The following is a 24,746-nucleotide window of genomic DNA, read 5'->3' as shown; positions in this document are numbered from 1 at the left end:
GCGCCAAAGCGGCGCTTTTTATAAATTTGCCGCTAAATTAGTTTTCAGTGCAGGTTAACCTATACTTATCTATGTTAGGAGTCAGTTTTAACTTAGCGTTTGTTAATCTTTTTAGTTAAGTTTACACGCAAGTATTTGAGGTTTAAGCTAGGGTCTGTTGATCTTTGTGGATTACAATTTGTTCAAACTAGGGGCGATTTAATCGCGACGCGAGGTTTGTAACCTAGTGGGCTAAGTAAAAACCGAGCAACAAAGAGTAAATCACCCCTAGGCAGAACCCTTCGGGCAGCGCCTGTTTGGCATTGATGCTGCGTTATCGCCTATTTATGGGGAATAACCACACCACATAGGCTCTGCCTTGCCTAAATACCAAACAGACTGCTGCAAATTTAACCTTGAAAGGTCAACAGACCCTAAACAAAGCCTGTATGGTGTTGTTTTTATCAACAGCTAATAGCGCCGTATAAATATCAGTCCCCTCACAATTTTGAAGGAGTAAAAAATGGCAGATTACAGAGCATGGCTAAGCGATTTAACCGATTGGTTAAAAGATGTAAAAGAGCATGAAGTTAAAGCAGCAGTAAAGCGATTTATTGAATCCGAGCAGGCACTTAAAGATTTAGGTGAAGAAAAATATTATCTTTATCGTAATTACCTAATGCGTGACATTTCTCATCTACAAGAAAATAACAACTACTATAATTCGCTTGCATGGCAGGAGCTTAAAGAGTCATTGTGGTTTGAGCTTTCTCATATTGAAGACAAAACACAGCTTGAATGGCAGTCATTAAGTGAAGATTTTAAGCATAATGGTGTTTATCACGCAGGTGAATGGATAGCCATGGGCACATTAGTATGTAAGAATTGCAACCATAGTTACGATGTTTATCATGCAACGCAAATTATTCCGTGTACACAGTGTGATGGCATCTATTTTAGCCGCCAGGCTTTACAACCTTAAATATGAATATTGAGTGGCTTATATAGCCACTCAATACGTCCAAAACCTAGCGAATATGCTGGTAAAAAAAGAAGTTAGAATGACGAAAAAATTGCTGCCACTACCCGTATCAAATCTTGCACCGAGTATTTCATCGAGCCATGTAAACACTTGCATGAGTAATCCATACCCTGAGCAACTTACCTTTATAGGCCAACAACGTGCGCAAAGTGCATTGGACTTTTCTTTAGGAATGGACCTACCGGGTTACAATGTTTACGTGATGGGAGAGGCGGCACACGGGCGTTTTACTTTAGTAAAAGACAAATTAAAACAACACGCTAAAGAGCGCACAACACCGCATGAATGGTTATATGTTAATAACTACGACGATCACCGTGAGCCTATTGCGTTATTTATGCATGCAGGGCAAAGCAAACAACTAGCCGATGATATTGACTCATTTATTGATGAAGTACTCGACACTTTTCCTGCTGCATTTGATAACCCAGCCTATCAGCGCAAGAAAAAATCGATAGATCGTGAATTTAACGATGCTTACGACGGCGCAATTACCGCAGTAGAAATAGCAGCACTTGAACAAAGTGTGGCACTAATTGAAGAAAAAGGTGTAGTCGGCTTTGCACCGCTGATTGATGGTAAACAACTTACCGATAATGAGTTTTCTGATCTTGAAGATGACTTACGCGAGATGTTTTTTGAGCGTATAGAAAAATTAGAAGATGCCCTCATTGAGGCGCTTATTGAGTTACCGCGCTGGAAACGCGAGTCGAAAGAAAAGCTCCGCAACCTTAAAAAGTCTACTGCTGAGCAAGCCACTAAACCGTTATTAAAAGATTTAGAACATAAATATGCCAGCCATATTGGTGTACTGCGTTATTTAAAAGATATACGTGTAGAAATTATTGATGCCGTCCTTGAATGGCTTGATGATGAAGGTGAAAGCGAAGAAAACAAAGAAGACTTTGATCGTAAAGGCATGCTTACCGACTTTTTTGCGCCTAATATTTTGGTCGAATATAAAGAAGGCGATGCGGCACCGGTTGTTTACGAGCCGAATCCCACTTTTGGTAATATTTTTGGCAAAATTGAATATGCCACATCGCAAGGGTCGTTAATTACCAGCTATCGATCAATTCAACCAGGTGCATTGCACCGCGCGAATGGCGGCTATTTAATTATGGATGCTGAAAAAGTAATGGCTCAACCCCAAGTGTGGGATGGGCTAAAGCTGTCGCTAAAAACGCATCAAATAAAAAATGACTTGCCTTATCAAGACAGTGTAGTTGGCAGTAGCTTTACGCTTCGCCCGCAGTTAATACCGCTTGATGTGAAAATTATTTTACTCGGCTCACGTGAACTTTATTACACCATCGGTGAATACGACGAAGAATTTGCCGAGTTATTTAGAGTACTTGCCGATTTTGATTATTACTTACCAAGCAGCGATAAGCTGCAGTATCAGTTTATTACTAAAGTCAGTGATTACTGCGAGCAAACATTAAAGTGCACGTTAAACGAATCAGCAATGGTGCGATTGCTTAAGTTTAGTTATCGCCAAGCTGAGCACCATAATAAACTCTCAGCCCGTTTTGCTGATGTACTAGAGCTTGTGGCTGAGGCTAGTTTTTACGCTAAGCAAGATAAGCTGACGGTGATTGATGCTCGCCATATTGACGAAGCGATTGAAGGCAAACAATACCGTACAGGGCAAATTAGTGAAAATATGCTCAGCGATATAAAAGAAGGCCACACCTTAATTGCGACCGACGGGCAAGCCGTAGGTAAAGTAAACGGTTTAACGGTACTGCACATTGGTGATACTTCGTTTGGTACACCTGCACGCATTACCGCCACTGTTTATGCGGGTGCTGATGGCGTTATTGATGTGGAACGCGAAGCTGAGCTGGGTAAAGCAATTCACTCAAAAGGGGTAATGTTGCTTACCGGTTATTTAGGTAACAAATATGCGCAACACTTTAGCTTAACACTCAGTGCGAATATAGCCATTGAACAAAGCTATGGCTACATAGATGGTGATAGCGCCTCATTAGCTGAACTTTGTGCGCTAATATCGGCGATCACCAGTTTACCAATAAGCCAATCTATTGCACTAACCGGCTCTATTAATCAGCATGGTGATGTGCAAGCAATCGGTGGCGTAAATGAAAAAATAGAAGGCTTCTTTAAGCTATGTAAAATGCGTGGTTTAACGGGCGAGCAAGGCGTTATTATTCCAAAATCAAACCAAGTTAACTTAGTACTTGATGATGAAATACTGAATGCGGTTGAACTGGGTAAATTTAATATTTTCGCCGTTGAAACAGTTGACCAAGCGCTAAACTTACTAATGGATATTGACGCGGGTGACATGATTGATGAGCAGTACCCAGTAGATTCAGTGAATGGCATTGCATTAGCACGATTAAAAGATATTGCTGATATTGTTAACGGCGATAACAGCGACGATAAAGACGACTCAGAAGATGAAAAAGGGGAGTTATGATCAATATTATTTTACTGATTGCTATCGCTATTTTTTGCGTTTTGATTTTTAAAAACAGTAAAAAAGCCAAGCAGCAAGCAATCGCTAATGCGCAAATTGAAAGTGATTACTTAATTGCCAATGCAAAGGTAGAAGGCGTTCAAGAAACCGCGTCTGGCTTGCAATATAAAATAATCCATAAAGGGGATAGCGAAAATACACCTAGCTCAACGAGTATGGTGAAAGTGCATTATCACGGCACTTTAATCGACAGCACTGTATTTGACAGCTCAGTAGAGCGTAAAACGCCGATTAGCTTTGGCTTAAACCAAGTTATTAAAGGTTGGACCGAAGGCCTACAACTGATGAGTCCGGGCGATAAATTTCAGTTTTATATACCGCATCAGCTCGCCTATGGTGAAAAGCGAGTAGGCAGCATCCCGCCTGCATCATTGCTTATTTTTGAGGTGGAATTACTGGCTATAGAGTCGTAATTTTAAAGTAAAAAACACTTTAAGCCCTACTTTAATCAAGTCGGGCTTTTTTATTTGCTCTTATTAGCCAATCCTACTCAAGAATTTAAATCGTCAGTCGATACCTAAAATAGTGACAAATTCATTTTAGGGATAAAATAATGAAGATTTCAACCGCCTCAATCCAATATCAAGCATCTAATTACAACAACCAGCCTTTAATAGAATCAGAACAGCAACGCATTGATGATAAATCAGAGGAAGAACCTGACTATGTTTTATCAGAGTTTTTAGATGCTAAGGTTCAAAAATACAGCGAAGATAACGCAACATTTGCTGAGCAATATCAAAATTTAGAAAAGGCATATAAATATTTCACCCAGCAAGTAGTTGCATTGCAAGAACAAGTAAATAAGCTTAAGCAGGGTACGGTACAACGGAGTTTAACCATAGATAATAGCCAATATGGGCCAGCTGAAGACGATAGTCGCTTAACTATGGATGCTGAGCATATGGGAGCTAAAAAGTATAAAACCGAGCAACAACAAGAAGAGATAAATAGATTGGAGCTGCAACTTAGTGAGGTAAAGTCACAGCAGGCAGCAATAAAACAACAAATTATTGAGCTAGTAATCAACGAAATGAAAAGGCGAGGCGACGACTTTACTATTTAACCAAAGTCTAACTGTATTAGTTCAGGTTATTTAACCTTGTAATGTACGCAGAAAAGTTAGTTTTTAAACTCAATTTTTTCAACCTCAAGCCTAAATTCTCCCGCCTGTTTACCTGCAATCATAAACCCAAGCTGCCTTACATCTTTAAAGTTAATTGTAGGTTGTTGTTCAAGTAAGCGGCCGCGATAAGTAAGCTGAAAATCCTCAGGTAAAAACTCAATATTAAGCCACTCGCTCTTTGTGGTACTAAACGAGCGGGTATAAGCCGCACCATCCATGTACTCATTGGTTCTTAAACGTAATTGATAGGTTTGACCATCGCCCTTAACACGTAGCATAATTTTAGTGATGTCTTGGCTTTGTACATCCAATAGCGTTCGAATAGAAGCAAACCCGCCATTGTTTGCAAGCGATACATTGCCTGTAAACACTAAATTGTCGTTTTCATACAAAACCTGACTATTAGAAATGCCACCCATCACCGAATCATTCACTACATACCAGCGAGCATTGGCGTTTGCCTCGGTTGTGGCAAACAGTAAGTGAAAAACGAAAAGTGATGAGAGTTGTTTGGTTGTCATAAGCTCTTCCTCGTAGCTTTTATATTTAATACGATACGATAGATTAATTGTTCACTCTTTTAAGAATTAATCTATTACTAGCGGCTATTTTCAATGTGAACTCTCGTTATCCATTTTATTCGCTTGAGCAAAAATTAAAAAGCGCGTAATTTAATCGCGTTACCTATTTTAATAACAAGTATAATAATGAAAGCACAAGAATTAGAACAATTAGCGTTATCTAAAGCCGAAACTCGAGAAGTGATCACGCCATATGCCTTTGAGGTTGATAATGCTTTACTTGGCTTGCCTTTGGCTTCGCCGACTCGGCGCGCATTAGCTATGATTATTGATGTTGCATTAATATTCATAGCTGCAAAGCTCAGTGCAACTATTATTGCATTCGTTGCTGCGATGGCTTTTTACAAAGGAACGGCGCAGCAATACCTTCCTAAAATGTCGAGTGTGTGGCGAAGAATATTAAAAATAGTAGCAGCAAGTATTTTATTTGTAAGCGCTCTTGCTGTGCTTTCAATTGGCATAGATTACTTAGAAGGCGATGACCCTGTTCAAGGCTTAACTGTTAAAGGCTTAAAAATACAGGATGACATTCAGCTTACCTCCACAGAAAAAAAGCAGGTAAATGCCTACTTAGTGCAAACAGCCGACGAAAGCTGTGAGCAACTTTGCCAACAAAATGCGCTTGATAATTTGATAGGGCAAGTACCCAAATTAGCCGAAATGGACGACTTACAAAACCCACAACTTGCAAAAGCATTTTTACAATTATTAGTGTTTGGTGAAAATAATGAATTAAAGCTTGCGCAGTTAATAGAAGATAAGCCCGCACAAACAACCACGCACAGTATTTTGCAGTGGGGTAAAGGTATTATTCAAGATTTAGGTTTGGGTTTTGGCTGGGCGACTGTGTACTTCACACTGTTTTCTTTATTATGGCGCGGTCAAACCCCTGGTAAAAAGCTCTGTAACACCCGAGTGGTTGCATTAAGTGGTGAACCGCTAGGTTTACTTGATTGTTTTGGCCGCTACGGTGGTTACGGCGCAGGTTTTGCCACCGGCTTGTTAGGCTTTTTACAAGTGTACTGGGACCCAAACAGACAAGCTATTCAAGATAAAATATCAGCCACGGTGGTTATTAAAGGGAGTATTAACCAAGTTGTAAATGTGCAAACGGTAGAAGAGACTGTTAAAAGTTAACTTTGCTCTTATTACAAGGATGGTTATGAAAGCTTTATTAATTGTATTTATTGATCTGTATTTTATTACGGTTTCGTATGCGTCAGAAAATATTGTGTTCGCAAAAACGCATCAGCTTACGTCTGTTATTTTAGGTGAGCAACGCAGCTTTAGCGTTTATTTACCGCCAAGCTATAATGAAAACCCTAATAAAGTATATCCAGTTATTTACTTGCTCGATGGTGACCAAACACATCTAAAAGCCGTAGCTGGGCTAGTAGAGACACTTAGTACGGACCGGCTAGAGCAGCAAATACAGCAAGCAATTATAGTAGCCATTCCTAATAGTAAAAATGCGATAAGAGAGCGTGACTTTACCCCAACCAATGTTGATCGGACATTTAACGGTAAACTCCTAGAAAGATTTGAAAATATCGGCAACGCCTTAAACTACAGCGCCTTTTTTGAAAAAGAACTTATTCCACTCATTAATAAAAATTACCGGACATCAACTAAACGCGTATTAATTGGCGAGTCTTTCGGTGGCTTATTTGCCAGCTATGTATTGCTTACCAACCATGCGCTATTTACAGATTACTTAATTATTGATGCAACCTATCTGTGGGATAATAACTACCTCAATCGTTATTTTAATGATAACCAATTTATAAATAAGCAGCTTAACGGCAATGTGTATTTTACCTTTGCAAATAATGTCGAAGCGTTTGGCGAAATTGGTAAAATAAATTACCAATGGGGTTTAGCGTTTGCTAAAAAGTTAAAAGCGCACCCGAGCGATAATTTAGTTATAAATCAACGTTATTTTGAAGATGAAACCCATGGCACAGTCGCCGCACTTAGTTGGTATTATGGGATTAAAGAATTATTAAGTAACTAGAAACCTAGTTTTATAAGAATAAAAATATTTAGATTATTTTTAAGGAAAGGCTATGAACGATGACAGCTATGATTGGGTTTTAGCTCCTCATATGATTGAAACATCATATCTATATTTGAAGGCATCAGAGCTTATGTGGAGTCATTCAATTAGTATTTCGATAGCTAATGCAGCATTAGCTTTGGAGATATTACTTAAAAGCTTTAACTGCAAAGTAGTAAGCAGTGATGGATTAATAAACGAAAAATATCAATTTAACGCTAAGGTTCTTAATAAAAAAGAAAATGCACATGATTTGGTGTATCTATTTAATGCGTTACCAACTTCAATTAAGCATAAATTTTCAAGCGACCTTTCATTGATACTGATTGAAAGATATCGACATACCTTTATTGAAAGTCGCTATATTTATGAGAAAAATGCAATTACTGGGGGAACAACTGCATTAATGGACATGACAAGTCGTCTTTTAAAGAAAACAATCTCAATTTATCTTGAAAGAGGGTGTACTGATCAATGGATAAAAAATTACCCTGATGTTTAAATCTTACTAAATTATTGGGGTTGTATTTATATACTGATAGCTGACAACCGACAGCTATCAACTCCATTCACTTGCTAAACCTAACCCCAAATCCAATCATACCCAACAACACCATTACTCCCCACACAACCATATTGCCGTATTGGCTATACACGCTATCCCCTTGTATGAGCTTTATATTGGCTTTGAGAGTAGTAGCTTCAAACTGTGGCATAGTTTGGCGTGTTTGGCTTATGGGGTCATATACACCGCTTATGCCGTTGTTGGTAACACGTACCAATGGGCGCTGTAGTTCAAGGGCGCGCATGCGGGCAATTTGCATATGCTGGTGGGGGCCGATTGAATCACCAAACCAGGCATCGTTGCTTACGGTAAATAGTAAATCAGAGTCGCTTTTGTAGTTACCCCGCACTAAATCGGCAAAGACTATTTCATAGCAAATAGCGGGCAGTAGATTAAAACCATTCGCGCGTAAGTTATTTTGCACTTTATCACCGCGAGAGAACGACGACATAGGTAAATCAAATAACGGAGCTATGGGGCGTAGTATGTCTTCAAAGGGAACAAACTCACCAATCGGCAGTAATTGATGTTTTTGATAGCGGTTACTGTCTAAGTAACGATAGTGACCGTGTTCATCATTTTGCTCTTTGTTACCGACCACAATTAGCGTATTGAAAATGGTTTTAGTGTCGCGTTGGTAATCGACAATACCGGTCACTAATGCAGTTTTATTGAATGAGGCTGCACTGTCTAAGCCTGCTAAATATGAATCAGCGAGGGCTTCTATTTCAGGGACTGCGGCTTCAGGCCACACAATTAAATCAGCATCCCAGTGACGGCGCGTCATATCCTGATACTTACTCATGGTGGTCCAAAACTCACTGGGGTCAAAGCGCAAGTGTTGTTTTATATTACCTTGTACAAGCAGCACAGAAAGGTCTTTATTGGAGTAATGGGGTGCCTTTGTAAAATGTGCACCTGCAAAAGCTAAAACAACCACAGCAGCGGTAATAGCAGGCACTTTATATTGTTTTTGGGTTAAGCAGTACAATGCAAAACCAATGGCAATACATAATAGCGTGACTCCAAATTCACCAATAAAAGGAGCAAGGGCATTAAGTGGACTGTCGGTTTGTGTATAGCCAAAGCTTAACCAAGGAAAACCGGTTAATAGGTTGGCTCGCAAATACTCACTAATCGCAAAACAAGGTAGTAGTAGCGCTGCAAAATTTATAGAGCCGTTTGAAAAACGAGTGGTTGCCCATAGTGCCAACGCAGGAAATAATGCAAGGTAGCTGCACAGCAATACCATTAACGAAATGGAAGCGATAAGTGGCATACCACCAAAGGTGGCAATAGATACATGCACCCAGCTAATGCCTGCACCAAACCAGCCTAGACCAAATATAAAGCCATATTTAGCCGCGGTTTTAGCGTGTTTTTTTCCGGTGAGGTTTGCAGGGATACAATAAAATAATGCGGCCAAGCTAAAAAATACAATTGGCCAAATACCAAAAGGCGCGTAGCTAAAAGTCAAAACAAGGCCCGCAACCAGTGCGAGCCATGCTTTTTTATCTTTTGCTAGTAGGGTGAGGCTAGTTAGCAGTTTCTTCACTGTCGTTATCATCAGCCTTAGGAATGGTGACTTGCAGTTGTAATATACGACGGTTATCAGAATTAGTTACTTTAAACTGAAATCCGTCTATATCAATGGTTTCGCCACGACTCGGCATATGGCCAAAGGCATGTAATACGGTACCACCAATAGTATCGGCGTCTTGCGAACTATAGCCTGATTTAAAATGCTCGTTAAAGTCATCTACAGGGGTTAGTGCTTGCACAACGTAAACATGTTTAGCTAGTTGACGAATATCTTGTTGTTCTTCTTCTTCATCGTGCTCATCTTCGATTTCGCCAACAATGATCTCAAGAATATCTTCAATGGTGACCAAACCAGATACGCCGCCGTATTCATCAATCACAATCGCCATATGGTAGCGTTGCTGACGAAATTCGTTAAGCAGGGTATCAACCCGTTTACTTTCAGGCACCACCATAGCTGGACGTAAATAGTCACGTAGCGATGGTAAATGCTCATCTTTGTTTAAAATGAGAGGTAATAAGTCTTTTGCGAGTAAAATCCCTTCTACATGGTCTTTATCTTCACACACAACCGGAAAACGAGAGTGGGTAGAGTCAACCATCATAGGTATATGCTCTTCAAGCGGGCTATCAATTTCCAAAGTGACCATTTGTGAGCGCGGTATCATAATATCTCGCACTTTAAGCTCAGACACACCAAGCACACCTTCAATCATTTCTTTGGTTTCAGGATCGATTACATCCCGCTCTTGGGCATCGGCAATCACCTCAACCAGCTCTTCTCTATTCTGGGGTTCCCCTTGCAACATGTGGGTTATACGGCCCAGCCAAGTCCTGCCAGAAGAACCCTGGCTAGATTGCGAGTTATCGTCGCTCATTACGTCTAATTGCTCCGTTTATTTAAATATCGTCCCGGTATGGGTCTGCTATGTTTAGTTCAGCAAGTAATTGCTTTTCTATACTTTCCATCTCTAACGCATCTTCACTCTTTATATGGTCAAATCCAAGTAAATGCAAGCATCCATGAATAACCATATGGGCAAAGTGGTCATGAAATGACTTTTCTTGCTCTTGCGCCTCAGCCAAAACGATGGCTGGACAAATAATTAAGTCACCCACAAGTGGGATATCAATACCCGGTGGCGCTTCAAATTCAAACGATAATACGTTGGTAGGCTTATTTTTACCACGGTAGTCATTATTGAGCTGTTGCGACTGTGCTTCATCGCTAATGACAATGGTCAGCTCAGACTCATCGCGGTATTGGCTAAGTACTTTATCGGCCCACATTGCAAACTGCTCAAGGCTGGGTAAGTTGTCAAACTCACACGCTATTTGTAAATCAAGTTCTGTTTTCACGGTATTACTCTTTAGTCGCAGGTTGCTCATGAGCGGCAAGCGCTTCTTTGGCTTGTTGTTTTTCTAATCGCTTAAGGCGCTCACGTTCGTCGTTGCGCTCATAGGCTTCAACAATACGCGCTACCACAGGGTGGCGTACTACATCATGCGATTTGAAAAAGTTAAAGCTAATTTCATCAACGCCATCTAACACTTCAATAGCATGACGAAGACCAGAGCGCGCACCACGAGGTAAATCAACTTGGGTTATGTCGCCGGTGATCACCGCTTTAGAATTAAAGCCAATACGGGTTAAGAACATTTTCATTTGCTCTGTAGTGGTATTTTGACTTTCATCTAAAATAATAAACGCATCATTAAGTGTGCGTCCGCGCATATAAGCCAGTGGCGCAATTTCGATGATATTTTTTTCAATCAGCTTTTCAACACGCTCAAAGCCAAGCATTTCAAATAAGGCATCGTAAAGTGGGCGTAAGTAAGGGTCTATTTTTTGGCTTAAATCACCGGGTAAAAAGCCAAGTTTTTCACCCGCTTCAACCGCAGGGCGAGTGAGCAATATACGACGTATTTCTTGGCGCTCTAGTGCATCAACTGCCGCCGCAACGGCAAGATAGGTTTTACCTGTACCCGCAGGGCCAATACCAAAGGTAATGTCGTGGTGCAAAATATTAGCAACATACAAGCCTTGGTTATCGTTACGCGGTTTAATAACGCCACGACGGGTTTTAATCATCATTTCTTTGCCGTAGGCGCTACTTGAGGTATCTTGCTCAAGCGCTTTAGACTCAGTGATGGCTAAATGGACATTGTCAGGCTCAATTTCGCCAATTTCCCCACGTACAGGCTGAGTATCAATATAAAGGTTTTTTAAGATCTCTACCGCGCCGGCGCTACTGTGTAGTTTACCGGTTACTTTAAAAAAGTTATCACGATGAATAATTTCAACACCTAGACGGCGTTCAATTTGTTTGATGTTTTCGTCAAACGGGCCACATAATGAAGAAAGGCGTTTGTTGTCGGCAGGTTCTAAATAAATCTCTAATGTTTTTAACTGATTACTCAAAATTACTTCCTATTACAGTGCGCCAGCGTTAACTGGCGCAATGAATTTTTGCAACTAAGGTACGAAAGTAGCAACGCCAATTTCGTTAGCTGTCTCGGTTTTCTGCTCACTCGCTGCTTTGGTTAAAATAGCAGAAGGGGCAATTTCGCGGCGTAAGTTCATTTCTGATTCTGTACGAATTAAATCGCCACGTAAAGAGTTTGGTAGTGCCTCGGTAATACGTACATCAACAAACTGACCGATCACTGTGTGTGGGCCAACAAAGTTAACTACACGGTTGTTTTCAGTTCGGCCACGTAATTCCATTGGGTTCTTCTTAGAAGGACCTTCAACTAAAATACGTTGTTCGGTATCAAACATTTGGCGGCTAATTTGCTGTGCCATTTGTGTAATACGGTTTTGTAATAAGTACAGGCGCTCTTTTTTCTCTTGCTCGGTTACGTCATCTGGCAAATCGGCCGCTGGCGTACCTGGGCGTGCACTGTAAATAAAGCTAAAGCTCATATCAAAACCAATATCGTTGATAAGGTTCATGGTCGCTTCAAAATCGGCCTTGCTTTCACCTGGGAAACCTATGATGAAATCTGACGACATACTTAAGTTAGGGCGAATTTTACGTAGCTTACGAATAGTTGATTTGTACTCAAGTGCAGTATGGCCGCGTTTCATTAAGTTTAAAACACGATCTGAGCCACTTTGTACTGGAAGGTGTAAGTGATCAACCAGCTCAGGCACATCGGCATACGCATCAATTATGTCAGGCGTAAACTCAACGGGGTGTGAAGTGGTGTAACGAATACGGTCAATCCCGTCAATTGCGGCTACTAAACGGATAAGGTCTGAGAAATAGCAAATTTCACCATCGTGTGTATCACCACGGTACGCATTTACGTTTTGACCTAGTAAGTTAACTTCACGTACGCCTTGCTCGGCTAACTGTGCAACCTCTAATAACACGTCATCAACAGGGCGACTTACTTCTTCACCACGCGTGTAAGGTACAACACAAAAAGTACAGTATTTAGAACACCCTTCCATAATTGATACAAACGCAGAAGGACCTTCTGCTTTTGGCTCAGGAAGACGGTCAAATTTTTCAATCTCTGGGAATGAAATATCAACCACTGATGACCCTTTGTTACCTTGCACTTGTTTGATCATTTCAGGTAAACGGTGCAATGTTTGTGGGCCAAAAATAACATCGACAAACGGCGCGCGTTGACGAATTGAATCGCCTTCTTGCGATGCTACACAGCCGCCAACACCAATAATTAGGTCTGGTTTGTCATCTTTTAATAACTTCCAACGACCTAATTGGTGGAATACTTTTTCTTGCGCTTTTTCACGAATTGAACAGGTGTTAAGTAATATAACATCAGCATCAGCAGCTTCTTCAGTTAGCTGATAGCCGTTGGTCGCATCTAGAAGATCAGCCATTTTCTGAGAGTCGTATTCGTTCATCTGACAACCCCAGGTTTTAATATGCAGCTTTTTGCTCATTGAAATATAGCCTCGTGTTCAATTCGATAGTGGCACAAACATGTGCTAGAAACAGGTATAAGTGGCGCAATTATTAAATTTTGCTCGACTTAAAGGACGCGTATTTTAGCTGGATACACGCTCAAAACCAAGTATAGATTTCATGTTTGTGATCTGAAATCAATATAGTATGGGTTTAATAAGAGAATTAAGCGAAGCGCTCACACAGAGCAAACTAATTACGATACAATCAAAGTAGAGTTAAGTCAGAAGTAAAATGATGAAAAACATGGCTAAAAATAATGTAATTGTAGTAGGCGGCGGCATGGTTGGTGCCGCTATGGCTATTAAATTAGCGCAACAAGGTAAAGCCGTACGTGTTATTGAAAAACACCCAATAGATGCATCACTAGTGCTTAGTAGTGATGCAGTTGATATACGTGTATCAGCTATTAACCGCTTTTCGGAAAAACTGCTTGATCAGCTTGGTGCTATGCCATTGCTGCGCGAAAATAGACTCGCTCCCTATGAGCAATTAGAAGCTTTTGAGCGTGGTAACGATCATTTATTGTTTGATTGCCATGCCATCAATACCACGCATTTAGGTCATTTAATCGAGAATAAGTTAATTCAAGCAAGCTTATGGCAGCAATTTGAGCAGCATAATATTGAAATGATTAATCCTTCATCGGCTTTAACTGCAATAGAGCAAAACCCTGATAGCATTACCTTGCACTATAACGAACAAAGCTATACTGCTGATTTAGTCATTGCAGCCGATGGTGGGCAATCACAATTACGTAGCAAAGCCAATATTGGTATAACTGGGTGGCAATATCAGCAGCATTGTATGGGCGTGCTAATAAAGCTCGATGCACCACAACAAGTTAAAACATGGCAGCAGTTTACACCTACAGGGCCTGTTGCGTTTTTACCTATGCAAGCACCTTATGCAAATTTAATTTGGTATGACGATGCAAATACCCTCAAAGCATTTAAAGCCCTACAACCTAGCGCATTAAAAGCTCATATTATTGAAAAGTTTCCAAAGCTCGCTGGTGATTTTGAAGTACAAAGCCATGCTATATTTCCTCTAGCAAGGCAGCATGCTAATAATTATTCACAAGGGCGACTCGTTTTAGTGGGTGATGCGGCGCACACCATTAATCCTCTGGCAGGACAGGGCGTTAATTTAGGTTTTCAAGATGTGGCTGCCTTAGCTGAAGTGTTGCGTACAGCTGATGATGTAGGTTGCCCGCTAATGCTTAAAGAGTACGAACGTAGTCGTCGTAACGCTAATTTATTAATGATGAGTATGATGGATGCTTGCTACTTTGGTTTCTCAAACCAAATAGCCCCATTAAAATGGGCGCGCAGCACATTTTTAAAGTTAGCTAATAATACAGGGCCGGTAAAAAACTGGGTATTAAAATACGCAATAAGTGGTGAGCTTAGTTAGTTGATGAAAAGGCTCAAACTTGGGTCTTTTTTTATGCCAAGAAAAAGTGGTGTAGGTTATAAAGGTAGAAAAAGAATAAAAGATATAAATTATATAATTGGAGTTTAGGATAAATCGTGAAGTGTAATCAAAGATGTGTGCAAATTGGCTGGGATACCAGGATTTGAACCTGGGAATGCCAGGATCAAAACCTGGTGCCTTACCGCTTGGCGATATCCCAACTCTAAATTTGGATGAGTTTTAGTTCTAATTAAGAACATGGTGCGGAAGGAGAGACTTGAACTCTCACATCCTAAGATACTGGAACCTAAATCCAGCGCGTCTACCAATTCCGCCACTCCCGCAGTTCTTATTCTTATACAACATTCTTTGGTAGAAGAAGTTGGCTGGGATACCAGGATTTGAACCTGGGAATGCCAGGATCAAAACCTGGTGCCTTACCGCTTGGCGATATCCCAACTAAGAAATTGCTGATAATTTTAATTCTTATCAAGAATGTGGTGCGGAAGGAGAGACTTGAACTCTCACATCCTAAGATACTGGAACCTAAATCCAGCGCGTCTACCAATTCCGCCACTCCCGCATACAAATTTATGTTTATACTCCTAACAGAGTATTTCTTAATTCAACATTCTTTGGTAGAAGAAGTTGGCTGGGATACCAGGATTTGAACCTGGGAATGCCAGGATCAAAACCTGGTGCCTTACCGCTTGGCGATATCCCAACTAAGAAATTGCTGATAATTTTAATTCTTATCAAAGAATATGGTGCGGAAGGAGAGACTTGAACTCTCACATCCTAAGATACTGGAACCTAAATCCAGCGCGTCTACCAATTCCGCCACTCCCGCATTATCACTTTGAATTAATCAAAGAAATGGTAGTTATTTTAAACTCTTCATTGAGCTGCAATTTAACTCTTGCAGAGCCACTTCTAAAAAAGAAATGGTGGCTAAGACGGGATTTGAACCTGTGACCCCATCATTATGAGTGATGTGCTCTAACCAGCTGAGCTACTTAGCCATTGTTGGCTGGGATACCAGGATTTGAACCTGGGAATGCCAGGATCAAAACCTGGTGCCTTACCGCTTGGCGATATCCCAACAATAACAATTGATAGTTTTAATTCTTATCAAGAATATGGTGCGGAAGGAGAGACTTGAACTCTCACATCCTAAGATACTGGAACCTAAATCCAGCGCGTCTACCAATTCCGCCACTCCCGCATTATCACTTTGAATTAATCAAAGAAATGGTAGTTATTTTAAACTCTTCATTGAGCAACAAAAAATAAATGGTGGCTAAGACGGGATTTGAACCTGTGACCCCATCATTATGAGTGATGTGCTCTAACCAGCTGAGCTACTTAGCCATCTTTTTTGTTAACACTTCATCGCTGAGTGCGGGGCGTATTATGCTGATATGCCCCAAATTCGTCAACACCTTTTTTGCAAAAAAACACTTAAGTTGGTTTGTTTGCAGGAAAAATAGGCTAACCGGCTACTTTTTAATTAAAACGTTGCTTTTTTAACACTCTTTGTGAGCTTTGTATTGTAATTTTGGCTTTGCCTTACAATTCTAAGCCTATAGTAAGGGTAGACTAATTATTACTTTTATTCGGCTGAAAAATAAAAAGGCCCGTAAAAACGAGCCTTTAAAAAACAATGAGCCACTTAACGTGGTGCAATGTTTAATTATACGTTGAACAAGAAGTTCATTACATCGCCATCTTTAACAATGTACTCTTTCCCTTCTTGGCGCATTTTACCTGCTTCTTTTGCACCGCTTTCACCTTTAAATGCAATAAAGTCATCAAAAGCAATTGTTTGTGCGCGGATAAAGCCACGTTCAAAGTCGGTATGAATTTTACCCGCTGCTTGTGGCGCTGTTGCACCCACTGGGATAGTCCATGCACGTACTTCTTTTACACCCGCAGTAAAGTAAGTTTGCAAATGTAGTAGCTCATAGCCACCACGAATAACAAGGTTAAGTCCTGGCTCTTCAAGACCAAGGTCAGCCATAAACTCTAATTTGTCTTCTTCGTCAAGCTCAGATAGCTCAGATTCGATAGCTGCACACACAGGCACAACAACCGCATCTTCAGCAGCCGCTATTTCACGGACACGATCTAGCAATGGGTTATTTTCAAATCCGTCTTCAGCCACGTTAGCAATATACATAGTTGGCTTGATAGTTAAGAAGTTAATAGGCGCAATGGCTGCTTTTTCTTCTTTTGTTAGCGCTAAAGAACGTAAAGTTAAGCCTTCATCAAGATGCACTTTTACTTTTTCAAGTACCGCATTTTGCTCTTTAGCGTCTTTATCGCCACCTTTTGCTTTTTTTGCATTACGGAACATTGCTTTATCAGCACTGTCCATATCAGCAAGAACTAGCTCGGTGTTGATCACGTCAATATCGTCAGCAGGGTCGATAGTACCAGCAACGTGAATAACGTTTTCATCTTCAAAACAACGAACTACATGGCCAATCGCATCTGTTTCACGGATATTTGCTAAAAACTGATTGCCTAGGCCTTCACCTTTCGATGCACCTTTAACTAAACCTGCAATATCCACAAATTCCATACTGGTTGTAAGAATACGTTGTGGGTTAACAATTTTAGCAAGTTCGTCTAGGCGAGGATCTGGCACCGGTACCACACCTGTATTAGGTTCAATGGTACAAAAAGGAAAGTTAGCGGCTTCAATACCCGCTTTAGTCAATGCATTGAAAAGTGTTGATTTACCAACATTAGGCAAGCCAACGATGCCACATTTAAAACCCATAGTAAGATACCTTGTTTAGATTCGTTTAATACGTGCGACCGTATACCCAAAAATTAGGGTTTAAACGAATGTAGTCTGTTTTGTGCTTTTAACACACCGTCTTTAGCAAGTATTTCCATACAACGAACTGCTTCATCAACTGCGGCATCCATTTTTTCTTGATCGTCCTTGGCTGCTTTACCAAGCACCCAACCGGTGACCATTTCGCGATGTCCTGGATGACCTACACCTATGCGTAAGCGCATAAAGTCTTTTTGATTTGCCATTTTTGCAATAATGTCTTTTAAGCCATTATGACCGCCATGTCCGCCGCCTTTTTTTAATTTAGCAACGCCCGGGTCTAAATCCAATTCATCATGGGCAACAAGTATGTCTTCCACGGGGATTTTAAAAAAATTGGCTAAACTACTCACCGCTTTGCCACTTAAGTTCATGTAAGTGGTGGGGATCAGTAATTTGAATTCTTTGCCTTGAATAATCACTTTACCAGTAAGGCCGTGATATTTAGGGTCGTGTTTTAGCGTGCAGTTGTAGCGTGCAGCGAGTTCTTGAATGAACCAAGCACCTGCGTTGTGGCGTGTATTTGCGTATTCGGGGCCTGGATTAGCCAGGCCCACAAGCATTTGAATAGAATTCAAGGTGCGAGACCTTAAATATTATTCTGCAGCGTCTGAAGCGTCGTCTTCAGTTGGAGCTGCTTTGTTAGCTTTGATAGTAACGATAGACTGATCGTGGCCTTCGCCTTTACCAAGCTCAACAGATTGAACACCTTTAGGGAACGCAAGATCTGTAAGGTGGATTGAATCACCAGCAACAAGATCAGATACGTCTACTTCGATGAATTCTGGAAGTGACTTAGGAAGACAAGAAATCTCAACTTCAGTTAACTGGTGAACAACAGTTGCACCTAACTTAGTTACTTTCTCTTCACCGATGAAGTGTAAAGGAACCTTAGTTACTAGTTTATGAGTTGCGTCTACACGTTGGAAATCAAGGTGAGTAAGCTTAGGCTTGAAAGGGTGACGTTGGATATCTTTTAAGATTGCTTCAACTTTCTCGCCACCTACATTTAATGTAAGGATGTGAGTGTAAAAGCCTTCGTCTTCTTGTGCTTTGATCATATCTTTATGAGCAAAAGTAAGCGATACCGCTTCTTTATCAGCTCCATAAAGGATTGCCGGCACTTTGTCTTCGCGACGTAGGCGGCGGCTCGCACCAGTACCAGTTTCTACGCGAAGTTCAGCGTCATAAGTATAAGTTGTGTTAGACATGATGTCTCCAATAATTAAAAGTGTTAGGGCCTTTGCGACCAAGGTCCCTAGCCAAAAGGCGCGCTATCATACCACTGCGGGTTTATAAAATAAACATCGCTTACAAAAAAAGCGCCAAAAGGCGCTTTTATACTCATTAATGTTTAACTTTAGTGTTCAAACATTGCCGAGATAGATTCTTCGTTGCTAATGCGACGAATAGTCTCTGCTAACATATCTGCAAGCGTTAATACTTTAACAATATCAAGCGCTTTTAGTTCGTCAGACAGTGGAATTGAGTCAGTTACAATCACTTCGTCAATCACAGAATTACGTAAGTTTTCTGCAGCTGTACCAGAAAGAATAGGGTGAGTAGCGTAAGCAAATACACGTTTAGCACCATGCTCTTTAAGGGCTTCAGCGGCTTTACACAATGTACCACCGGTATCAATCATGTCATCAACAATAATACAATCGCGGCCTTCAACGTCACCAATAATGTGCATTACTTGAGAAACGTTAGCTTGAGGGCGACGTTTATCGATAATTGCTAAGTCGGTATCGTTTAATAGTTTTGCAATTGCACGGGCACGCACCACGCCACCAATATCAGGTGATACAACAACCACGTCATCAAAGTCGCGGTTTTTCATATCTTCTAATAGTACAGGGCTACCAAATACGTTATCCACTGGTACATCAAAGAAGCCTTGGATTTGCTCAGCGTGTAAATCAACCGTAAGAACGCGGTCAACACCTACACTTGATAAGAAATCCGCAACCACTTTAGCTGTAATTGGTACACGGGCAGAACGTACGCGACGATCTTGACGAGCATAACCAAAATAAGGGATAACAGCAGTGATACGACCGGCAGATGCACGGCGTAACGCATCAACCATAACGATAAGTTCCATCAGGTTATCGTTAGTAGGGGCACAGGTTGATTGCAAGATAAAAACATCCGAGCCACGAACATTTTCATTAATTTGAACACTGATCTCACCGTCACTAAAACGGCCAACAACAGCATCGCCTAATTCAATATATAAACGTTTTGCAACTTTTTGAGCTAGGTCAGGTGTTGCGTTACCAGCGAAGAGCTTCATGTCAGGCACGGTAGGGTTCCTCAGGCACTGAATTTTTGGACTAACTTACATTGAGTGAACAAAGTAGGTTAACTTATGATTACTTGTACGTTACTTCATTTATCAATGATGGCGGCTAACTCCGTATGAGCAGGAGAGGTACTAACGCTGGATGCGATAAAACCCTGCCAAGTATGGGGGAGGTTAGCAAGTACATCTTGTGCTTGAACTTGGCTAGCAAATTCAACAAAACAACATGAACCTGTTCCGGTCATCTTTGATGGAGCGTATTTTAGCAACCACTGCAGGGTTTTTTCAACCTCGGGGCACAGCTTTTTCACTAAAGGCTCACAATCGTTGGTTAAAATTTGCTGTTGCCAGTCGCCAGAAAGTTTTGGTGTATCACGTTTTAAATCTGGGTGAGTAAATATTTGTGCTGTGCTGACATGTTGATTTGGGAAGACAACACAATACCACTTCGGCGGCAGTTCTAGGTACTCTAATTGCTCGCCAATGCCATGTGCTATGGCACTTTTACCTTTAATGAACACAGGCACATCAGCACCGAGTTTCAGGCCTAAATCAGCCAGTTCATCTAAAGATAGGGCTGTATTCCAAAGCGTATTAAGAGCTAAAAGCGTTGATGCAGCATCGGATGAACCGCCTCCAACACCTCCACCCATGGGTAAGCGTTTAGTTAAATTTATTTTTGCACCCATATCCACTTTACAGTGGGTTTGTAATAATAACGCCGCTTTGTAAATCAAATTGTCGGTTAGCGCAATGCCATTGGTGTCGCCGCTAATACTTATAAGAGTATCCGTGCTTAGTTTAAAATGGAGCTCGTCACCATAATTTAAAAACGTAAATAAAGTTTCTAATTCATGGTAGCCATCATCACGGCGGCCATTAATGTGTAAAAATAAATTAAGCTTGGCTGGGGCAATCAGCGAAAATTCAGAGTGAGTATACATAGTTAGTTAAACTGCCAGTCATAGAGTTTGATTTTAATTTTAATCTTTTCATGGGTTAAGGTTAAAGCATTCGGTAACCAAAAACCGTATTTTTGGACGTAACTTGTGTAACTTATTTGCCACTTTTTGCCATTATCATCAAACCATAACACGCTTTTAGCACGCCCTAACTGATCAATTTCTAGGGTGTGATCGTCAATGGTAGCTTTTAACCATGGGCCTGCGTTATTAACCGGTAAAGTAAACCCTGTTAAACGTTGTAAAAGTGCACTGGCGTTACTATCAAAATACGGTTGGTCATCAAAGATTAATTCGGCGCCGACTGCGGTTTGTTTAAGCGATAAAATCCGTGTGCCAATAAACGTGGTTAACACTAAATAATTACTATTTTGTGTTTGTTGCCAATTTAAGTTGGCAGATTGGCGCTCATCTGGGCTAATAAACGCAAGTTTACCGTCTACTTGCCAAGTTTTTTGCTCGCCAAGGCGTAACTTCCAGTCTTCGTAAAGCTCTGTTTTGTAATTGTTTTTACTTGCGCAGCCGGTTAAAAATACAAATAGCAGTGTTAAAATCAAATATTGTCGAGTCAAATGTTGTTCCTTACTTTCCATATTCCTGAGATTTTTGATAAAATTGCCGCCTATGTAGTAGGGCTCAGCAATATTTGGCAGATATGACCATAATAGCACTTGGTATTAATCACAAAACCGCATCCGTAGAATTACGAGAAAAAGTGGCCTTTTCGCCTGAGCAAATTTCAGAGGCGCTACAACAATTAAGTGGCCATGCCGACTTTAATGAAGCGGTTATTGTCTCTACCTGTAATCGCACTGAGGTGTATTGTAGCCTTGCACAGCAAAATTCCCAAACATTGTTGCAATGGTTGGCCAGTTTCCATGGTTTAGATGAACATGAACTGAGTAAAAATATCTACTGTCATGAAGACAGCGCTGCAATAAATCATTTGATGCGTGTAGCCTGTGGGCTTGACTCGCTGGTGTTAGGCGAACCACAAATTTTAGGGCAAATAAAACAAGCCTATAATAGTGCCAAAACCCATGATGCGGTGGGCGTTACGTTTGACCGTTTGTTTCAAAAAACGTTTTCGGTGGCAAAAGAAGTCCGTACCGAAACCAACATTGGTGCCAGTGCTGTATCGGTTGCCTTTGCGGCAGTTAATTTAGCAAAGCATATTTATGGAAAGCTGGATAAAACCAAGGTGTTACTCATTGGTGCCGGTGAAACCATAGAGCTGGTAGCAAAACATTTATACCAAAATGAGCCGCAAAAAATTACTGTTGCCAACAGAACAATAGAAAGAGCGCGCAGTTTAGCCGATGAAGTATCAGCCGATGTTATTGCGTTGGCACAATTGCCTGAACGTTTGCATCAAGCTGATATTGTGATTAGCTCCACCGCCAGCACTTTGCCCATTATTGGTAAAGGTGTAGTTGAGCAAGCACTGAAACAACGCCGCTATAAGCCGATGCTGTTTATTGATATAGCTGTACCACGCGATATTGAAAGCCAAGTCGGTGAACTCGACGACGCCTACTTGTACTCGGTCGATGACTTACAAGCCATTGTTAGTGAAAACATGGCTGCTCGTGAGCAGGCGGCAGAGCAAGCACAAATTATTATTAGTGAGCGCACCAAAGAGTTTTTTATGTGGTTGCGCTCGCTTGATTCCGTGGATTTAATTCGCCACTACCGTAATGATGTACAAACAACAAAAGCAGAACTTGTAGATAGGGCGCTTAGTCAGCTAAATACAGGTAAAGATGCAGAAAAAGTAATTTTAGAGCTGGCCAATAAATTAACCAATCGCTTAATGCACGCGCCTACCCGTGCCATCCAAGATGCAGCGAAAAAAGGTGAAGTGGCTCAGTTAAACCAATTGAAAAAAATGTTAGGTATAGATCAGGAATAACAGTTAAATGAAAGAGTCCGTTTATCGTAAATTAGAAACCTTAGTTGAGCGTTACGAAGAAGTTCAAGCGCTACTAAGTGACCCATCGGTCATTAGTGATCAAAACCGCTTCCGTACTCTTTCAAAAGAATACTCTGAGCTTGAAGAAGTGGTGAAAACGTTTTTAGCATACCAGCAAGCACAGGAAGACTTGAGTAGCGCTGAAGAAATGCTAAAAGATTCAGATCCTGAAATGCGCGAAATGGCACAAGAAGAATATAAAGAAGCAAAAGCACAAATTTCGACTTTAGAGGACGACATTCAAGTGCTTATGTTGCCTAAAGATCCAAAAGACAATAACAACGTGTTTTTAGAAGTTCGCGCCGGAACAGGGGGCGACGAGGCCGCTATTTTTGCTGGCGACTTGTTTAGAATGTACAGCCGCTACGCAGAAACAAAAAAATGGAAAGTAGAAGTTGTGACGACCAACGAAGGTGAACATGGCGGCTACAAAGAAGTAATTGCTAACATCAGCGGTGAAGGTGTGTATGGGCAATTAAAATTTGAATCAGGCGTGCACCGTGTACAGCGCGTCCCAGAAACTGAGTCACAAGGGCGCGTACATACCTCAGCCTGTACTGTTGCTGTCATGGCTGAAGTGCCAGAAGCCGAAGCCATAGAAATTAATACCGCCGATATTAAAGTTGATACCTTTAGAGCATCGGGCGCGGGTGGTCAGCACGTTAATAAAACCGACTCTGCCATTCGTATTACTCATTTACCAACCGGTGTTGTGGTTGAGTGTCAAGATGAGCGTTCTCAACATAAAAACCGTGCAAAAGCGATGTCGGTATTGGCAGCGCGTTTGCAACAGGCTGAAGATGAAAAACGTCATGCTGCTGAGGCGTCTGAACGTCGTAATTTAGTGGGCAGTGGCGATCGTTCTGAGCGTATTCGCACATACAACTATCCGCAGGGGCGTATTACCGATCACCGTATTAACTTAACGCTTTATCGTTTAAACGAAGTGGTAGCTGGTGATTTAGGCGCTGTGGTTGAGCCGCTAATGCAAGAGCATCAGGCCGACTTATTAGCAGCGATGGGCGACGATTAATCGTGAACCTCACTGTTGAAAACGCTATTACTACCGGTGCTAATTTATTAGCATCAAGTAGTGATAGCGCAAAGTTAGATGCTCAAGTACTACTGCTTAATATTTTACAAAAGCCACGTAGTTATTTATTTACTTGGCCAGAAAAACAATTAACGGATGAGCAATCACAAGCGTTTGAGCGTGCATGTGAGCGTCGTTTAAACGGCGAGCCTGTTTCGCACATTACAGGGTATCGTGAGTTTTGGAGTTTACAGCTTGAAGTAAATCCAACAACACTCATTCCTCGCCCTGATACAGAAACCTTAGTTGAGCTTGCGCTTGCATGTAATGTACCAAATGACGCCAAAGTGCTCGATTTGGGCACAGGCACTGGAGCAATTGCACTTGCGCTTGGAAGTGAAATGCCTACATGGGATATTATTGCCGTTGATCGTATTGATGATGCGGTGGCACTGGCCAAACGTAATCAAAAACGATTAGCGATAAATAATGTGTGTGTTGAACAAAGCAATTGGTTTAGCGCGTTAAATAATAAAAAATTTGATCTAATTGTAACCAACCCTCCCTATATAGAATATAACGATAAACACTTGCACCAAGGTGATGTGCGCTTTGAGCCTTTGTCTGCATTGGTTGCAGATGATGCTGGATTAGCTGATATTAAACAAATAATTACACAATCACGTGACTATTTACATTCTAATGGCTATCTTTTAATTGAACACGGATTTGAGCAAAGTGCAGCTGTTCGCCATATATTCAACCAAATGGCGTTTATAAATGTAAGCACAGTGAAAGATCTTGGTAATAACGACCGCGTAACTTTCGGACAATGGCCTTAACTTATTAAAAATAGCCCCGTTGTTTGT

Annotated in this window: 23 protein-coding genes and 10 tRNA genes; 11 read left to right on the top strand and 22 right to left on the bottom strand. The window is 41.0% G+C overall.

Going from position 1 to position 24,746, the window contains the following annotated elements:
* Nucleotides 1-502: 502 nt before the first annotated feature.
* The 4 genes from AAGD16_RS09965 (at nucleotide 503) to AAGD16_RS09950 (ending at nucleotide 4,593) form a co-directional block, all read left to right on the top strand.
* Entirely contained in the window at nucleotides 503-961 is a 459-nt protein-coding gene (locus tag AAGD16_RS09965) for a hypothetical protein (RefSeq protein ID WP_016898941.1), read from the top strand.
* Between the two features lie 79 nt (nucleotides 962-1,040).
* Complete coding sequence (locus AAGD16_RS09960; protein WP_235190255.1) at nucleotides 1,041-3,467, top strand: Lon protease family protein; 2,427 nt, start codon at nucleotides 1,041-1,043, stop codon at nucleotides 3,465-3,467.
* Nucleotides 3,464-3,940: an FKBP-type peptidyl-prolyl cis-trans isomerase gene (locus tag AAGD16_RS09955; protein ID WP_128583211.1), complete on the top strand. Its 477-nt coding sequence runs from the start codon at nucleotides 3,464-3,466 to the stop codon at nucleotides 3,938-3,940. Before AAGD16_RS09960 ends, AAGD16_RS09955 begins: the two co-directional genes overlap by 4 nt.
* Nucleotides 3,941-4,080: 140 nt before the next feature.
* A complete protein-coding gene (locus AAGD16_RS09950; RefSeq protein ID WP_036953927.1) occupies nucleotides 4,081-4,593 on the top strand; it encodes a hypothetical protein in 513 nt (170 codons plus the stop codon).
* A gap of 56 nt (nucleotides 4,594-4,649) precedes the next feature.
* Here AAGD16_RS09950 and AAGD16_RS09945 read toward each other — a convergent pair whose 3' ends face one another.
* Nucleotides 4,650-5,174, bottom strand: coding sequence for a CIA30 family protein (locus tag AAGD16_RS09945; RefSeq protein WP_036953930.1), 525 nt, complete (start codon nucleotides 5,172-5,174; stop codon nucleotides 4,650-4,652).
* A gap of 186 nt (nucleotides 5,175-5,360) precedes the next feature.
* Between AAGD16_RS09945 and AAGD16_RS09940 the strand changes: the two genes are divergently transcribed.
* The 3 genes from AAGD16_RS09940 to AAGD16_RS09930 are packed head-to-tail and all read left to right on the top strand — an operon-like array spanning nucleotide 5,361 to nucleotide 7,792.
* Complete coding sequence (locus AAGD16_RS09940; protein ID WP_024601597.1) at nucleotides 5,361-6,371, top strand: RDD family protein; 1,011 nt, start codon at nucleotides 5,361-5,363, stop codon at nucleotides 6,369-6,371.
* Between the two features lie 25 nt (nucleotides 6,372-6,396).
* Nucleotides 6,397-7,248 (top strand): alpha/beta hydrolase, encoded by an 852-nt coding sequence (locus tag AAGD16_RS09935; protein WP_377111452.1) that lies wholly within the window; start codon nucleotides 6,397-6,399, stop codon nucleotides 7,246-7,248.
* 52 nt (nucleotides 7,249-7,300) lie between these two features.
* Nucleotides 7,301-7,792 carry a hypothetical protein gene (locus tag AAGD16_RS09930; protein WP_096038582.1) on the top strand — a complete coding sequence of 164 codons (492 nt, stop codon included), beginning with the start codon at nucleotides 7,301-7,303 and terminating at the stop codon, nucleotides 7,790-7,792.
* Between the two features lie 67 nt (nucleotides 7,793-7,859).
* Here the strand turns inward: AAGD16_RS09930 and lnt are convergent, their stop codons facing one another.
* Genes lnt through miaB form a run of 5 tightly spaced genes read right to left on the bottom strand, consistent with a single transcriptional unit; the run spans nucleotide 7,860 to nucleotide 13,319 of the window.
* A complete protein-coding gene (gene lnt, locus AAGD16_RS09925; RefSeq protein WP_377111449.1) occupies nucleotides 7,860-9,410 on the bottom strand; it encodes an apolipoprotein N-acyltransferase in 1,551 nt (516 codons plus the stop codon).
* Complete coding sequence (corC, locus tag AAGD16_RS09920) at nucleotides 9,391-10,275, bottom strand: CNNM family magnesium/cobalt transport protein CorC (protein WP_013465334.1); 885 nt, start codon at nucleotides 10,273-10,275, stop codon at nucleotides 9,391-9,393. Before corC ends, lnt begins: the two co-directional genes overlap by 20 nt.
* Nucleotides 10,276-10,297: 22 nt before the next feature.
* The gene (ybeY, locus tag AAGD16_RS09915; protein WP_008115159.1) at nucleotides 10,298-10,756 is read right to left on the bottom strand and encodes an rRNA maturation RNase YbeY; all 459 of its coding nucleotides are present in this window, start codon (nucleotides 10,754-10,756) and stop codon (nucleotides 10,298-10,300) included.
* Between the two features lie 4 nt (nucleotides 10,757-10,760).
* Nucleotides 10,761-11,819: a PhoH family protein gene (locus AAGD16_RS09910; protein ID WP_008115160.1), complete on the bottom strand. Its 1,059-nt coding sequence runs from the start codon at nucleotides 11,817-11,819 to the stop codon at nucleotides 10,761-10,763.
* A 54-nt stretch (nucleotides 11,820-11,873) separates the two neighbouring features.
* Nucleotides 11,874-13,319: a tRNA (N6-isopentenyl adenosine(37)-C2)-methylthiotransferase MiaB gene (miaB, locus tag AAGD16_RS09905; RefSeq protein ID WP_008467975.1), complete on the bottom strand. Its 1,446-nt coding sequence runs from the start codon at nucleotides 13,317-13,319 to the stop codon at nucleotides 11,874-11,876.
* A 256-nt stretch (nucleotides 13,320-13,575) separates the two neighbouring features.
* On the opposite strand from miaB, the gene AAGD16_RS09900 reads away from it, so the two are divergent.
* Nucleotides 13,576-14,757 (top strand): FAD-dependent monooxygenase, encoded by a 1,182-nt coding sequence (locus AAGD16_RS09900; protein ID WP_036953941.1) that lies wholly within the window; start codon nucleotides 13,576-13,578, stop codon nucleotides 14,755-14,757.
* Between the two features lie 145 nt (nucleotides 14,758-14,902).
* On the opposite strand, the gene AAGD16_RS09895 is transcribed toward AAGD16_RS09900, so the two are convergent.
* The 16 genes from AAGD16_RS09895 to lolB all read right to left on the bottom strand — a co-directional run bounded on the left by AAGD16_RS09895 (nucleotide 14,903) and on the right by lolB (nucleotide 21,444).
* Nucleotides 14,903-14,977 (bottom strand) — tRNA-Gln (locus AAGD16_RS09895).
* A gap of 39 nt (nucleotides 14,978-15,016) precedes the next feature.
* Nucleotides 15,017-15,101 (bottom strand) — tRNA-Leu (locus tag AAGD16_RS09890).
* A gap of 39 nt (nucleotides 15,102-15,140) precedes the next feature.
* Nucleotides 15,141-15,215 (bottom strand) — tRNA-Gln (locus AAGD16_RS09885).
* A 40-nt stretch (nucleotides 15,216-15,255) separates the two neighbouring features.
* A tRNA-Leu gene (locus AAGD16_RS09880) sits at nucleotides 15,256-15,340 on the bottom strand.
* 66 nt (nucleotides 15,341-15,406) lie between these two features.
* Nucleotides 15,407-15,481, bottom strand: a tRNA-Gln gene (locus tag AAGD16_RS09875).
* Nucleotides 15,482-15,522: 41 nt separating this feature from the next.
* A tRNA-Leu gene (locus tag AAGD16_RS09870) sits at nucleotides 15,523-15,607 on the bottom strand.
* Between the two features lie 95 nt (nucleotides 15,608-15,702).
* A tRNA-Met gene (locus tag AAGD16_RS09865) sits at nucleotides 15,703-15,779 on the bottom strand.
* A gap of 5 nt (nucleotides 15,780-15,784) precedes the next feature.
* Nucleotides 15,785-15,859 (bottom strand) — tRNA-Gln (locus AAGD16_RS09860).
* Nucleotides 15,860-15,897: 38 nt separating this feature from the next.
* Nucleotides 15,898-15,982 (bottom strand) — tRNA-Leu (locus tag AAGD16_RS09855).
* A gap of 69 nt (nucleotides 15,983-16,051) precedes the next feature.
* Nucleotides 16,052-16,128 (bottom strand) — tRNA-Met (locus AAGD16_RS09850).
* A gap of 322 nt (nucleotides 16,129-16,450) precedes the next feature.
* Nucleotides 16,451-17,542 carry a redox-regulated ATPase YchF gene (gene ychF / locus AAGD16_RS09845; RefSeq protein ID WP_008467970.1) on the bottom strand — a complete coding sequence of 364 codons (1,092 nt, stop codon included), beginning with the start codon at nucleotides 17,540-17,542 and terminating at the stop codon, nucleotides 16,451-16,453.
* Between the two features lie 53 nt (nucleotides 17,543-17,595).
* Nucleotides 17,596-18,180 (bottom strand): aminoacyl-tRNA hydrolase, encoded by a 585-nt coding sequence (gene pth, locus AAGD16_RS09840; RefSeq protein ID WP_008467968.1) that lies wholly within the window; start codon nucleotides 18,178-18,180, stop codon nucleotides 17,596-17,598.
* Nucleotides 18,181-18,198: 18 nt separating this feature from the next.
* On the bottom strand, nucleotides 18,199-18,813 hold the full coding sequence (locus AAGD16_RS09835; protein WP_013465331.1) for a 50S ribosomal protein L25/general stress protein Ctc: 615 nt from the start codon (nucleotides 18,811-18,813) through the stop codon (nucleotides 18,199-18,201).
* A 149-nt stretch (nucleotides 18,814-18,962) separates the two neighbouring features.
* Entirely contained in the window at nucleotides 18,963-19,910 is a 948-nt protein-coding gene (locus tag AAGD16_RS09830; protein ID WP_008115168.1) for a ribose-phosphate pyrophosphokinase, read from the bottom strand.
* Nucleotides 19,911-19,996: 86 nt separating this feature from the next.
* Entirely contained in the window at nucleotides 19,997-20,854 is an 858-nt protein-coding gene (gene ispE, locus AAGD16_RS09825) for a 4-(cytidine 5'-diphospho)-2-C-methyl-D-erythritol kinase (RefSeq protein WP_013465330.1), read from the bottom strand.
* A 2-nt stretch (nucleotides 20,855-20,856) separates the two neighbouring features.
* Nucleotides 20,857-21,444, bottom strand: coding sequence for a lipoprotein insertase outer membrane protein LolB (gene lolB, locus AAGD16_RS09820; protein WP_028834962.1), 588 nt, complete (start codon nucleotides 21,442-21,444; stop codon nucleotides 20,857-20,859).
* 83 nt (nucleotides 21,445-21,527) lie between these two features.
* Between lolB and hemA the strand changes: the two genes are divergently transcribed.
* From hemA to prmC, 3 genes are read left to right on the top strand one after another with little or no spacing between them, the layout of a single operon-like run.
* Entirely contained in the window at nucleotides 21,528-22,784 is a 1,257-nt protein-coding gene (gene hemA / locus AAGD16_RS09815) for a glutamyl-tRNA reductase (RefSeq protein WP_024602657.1), read from the top strand.
* 7 nt (nucleotides 22,785-22,791) lie between these two features.
* Entirely contained in the window at nucleotides 22,792-23,877 is a 1,086-nt protein-coding gene (gene prfA / locus AAGD16_RS09810; RefSeq protein ID WP_008115176.1) for a peptide chain release factor 1, read from the top strand.
* A 2-nt stretch (nucleotides 23,878-23,879) separates the two neighbouring features.
* The gene (prmC, locus tag AAGD16_RS09805) at nucleotides 23,880-24,719 is read left to right on the top strand and encodes a peptide chain release factor N(5)-glutamine methyltransferase (RefSeq protein WP_036953989.1); all 840 of its coding nucleotides are present in this window, start codon (nucleotides 23,880-23,882) and stop codon (nucleotides 24,717-24,719) included.
* The last annotated feature ends 27 nt before the right edge of the window (nucleotides 24,720-24,746 follow it).

Origin of the sequence: Pseudoalteromonas sp. M58, from assembly GCF_042604605.1 — a bacterium.
GTDB lineage: Bacteria > Pseudomonadota > Gammaproteobacteria > Enterobacterales > Alteromonadaceae > Pseudoalteromonas > Pseudoalteromonas tetraodonis.
The sequence above is the reverse complement of the archived record's forward strand: the minus strand, read 5'-3'. Positions and strand labels throughout refer to the sequence as shown.

Excerpts from the sequence above, each read along its gene's own strand:
- miaB (WP_008467975.1), bottom strand. The coding sequence starts at position 13,319 with ATGAGCAAAAAGCTGCATATTAAAACCTGGGGTTGTCAGATGAACGAA.
- AAGD16_RS09960 (WP_235190255.1), top strand. The coding sequence starts at position 1,041 with ATGACGAAAAAATTGCTGCCACTACCCGTATCAAATCTTGCACCGAGT.
- AAGD16_RS09900 (WP_036953941.1), top strand. The coding sequence starts at position 13,576 with ATGATGAAAAACATGGCTAAAAATAATGTAATTGTAGTAGGCGGCGGC.
- AAGD16_RS09945 (WP_036953930.1), bottom strand. The coding sequence starts at position 5,174 with ATGACAACCAAACAACTCTCATCACTTTTCGTTTTTCACTTACTGTTT.
- corC (WP_013465334.1), bottom strand. The coding sequence starts at position 10,275 with ATGAGCGACGATAACTCGCAATCTAGCCAGGGTTCTTCTGGCAGGACT.
- AAGD16_RS09950 (WP_036953927.1), top strand. The coding sequence starts at position 4,081 with ATGAAGATTTCAACCGCCTCAATCCAATATCAAGCATCTAATTACAAC.
- AAGD16_RS09940 (WP_024601597.1), top strand. The coding sequence starts at position 5,361 with ATGAAAGCACAAGAATTAGAACAATTAGCGTTATCTAAAGCCGAAACT.
- AAGD16_RS09930 (WP_096038582.1), top strand. The coding sequence starts at position 7,301 with ATGAACGATGACAGCTATGATTGGGTTTTAGCTCCTCATATGATTGAA.
- ispE (WP_013465330.1), bottom strand. The coding sequence starts at position 20,854 with ATGTATACTCACTCTGAATTTTCGCTGATTGCCCCAGCCAAGCTTAAT.
- hemA (WP_024602657.1), top strand. The coding sequence starts at position 21,528 with ATGACCATAATAGCACTTGGTATTAATCACAAAACCGCATCCGTAGAA.
- ychF (WP_008467970.1), bottom strand. The coding sequence starts at position 17,542 with ATGGGTTTTAAATGTGGCATCGTTGGCTTGCCTAATGTTGGTAAATCA.
- AAGD16_RS09955 (WP_128583211.1), top strand. The coding sequence starts at position 3,464 with ATGATCAATATTATTTTACTGATTGCTATCGCTATTTTTTGCGTTTTG.
- prfA (WP_008115176.1), top strand. The coding sequence starts at position 22,792 with ATGAAAGAGTCCGTTTATCGTAAATTAGAAACCTTAGTTGAGCGTTAC.
- AAGD16_RS09835 (WP_013465331.1), bottom strand. The coding sequence starts at position 18,813 with ATGTCTAACACAACTTATACTTATGACGCTGAACTTCGCGTAGAAACT.
- AAGD16_RS09935 (WP_377111452.1), top strand. The coding sequence starts at position 6,397 with ATGAAAGCTTTATTAATTGTATTTATTGATCTGTATTTTATTACGGTT.
- AAGD16_RS09965 (WP_016898941.1), top strand. The coding sequence starts at position 503 with ATGGCAGATTACAGAGCATGGCTAAGCGATTTAACCGATTGGTTAAAA.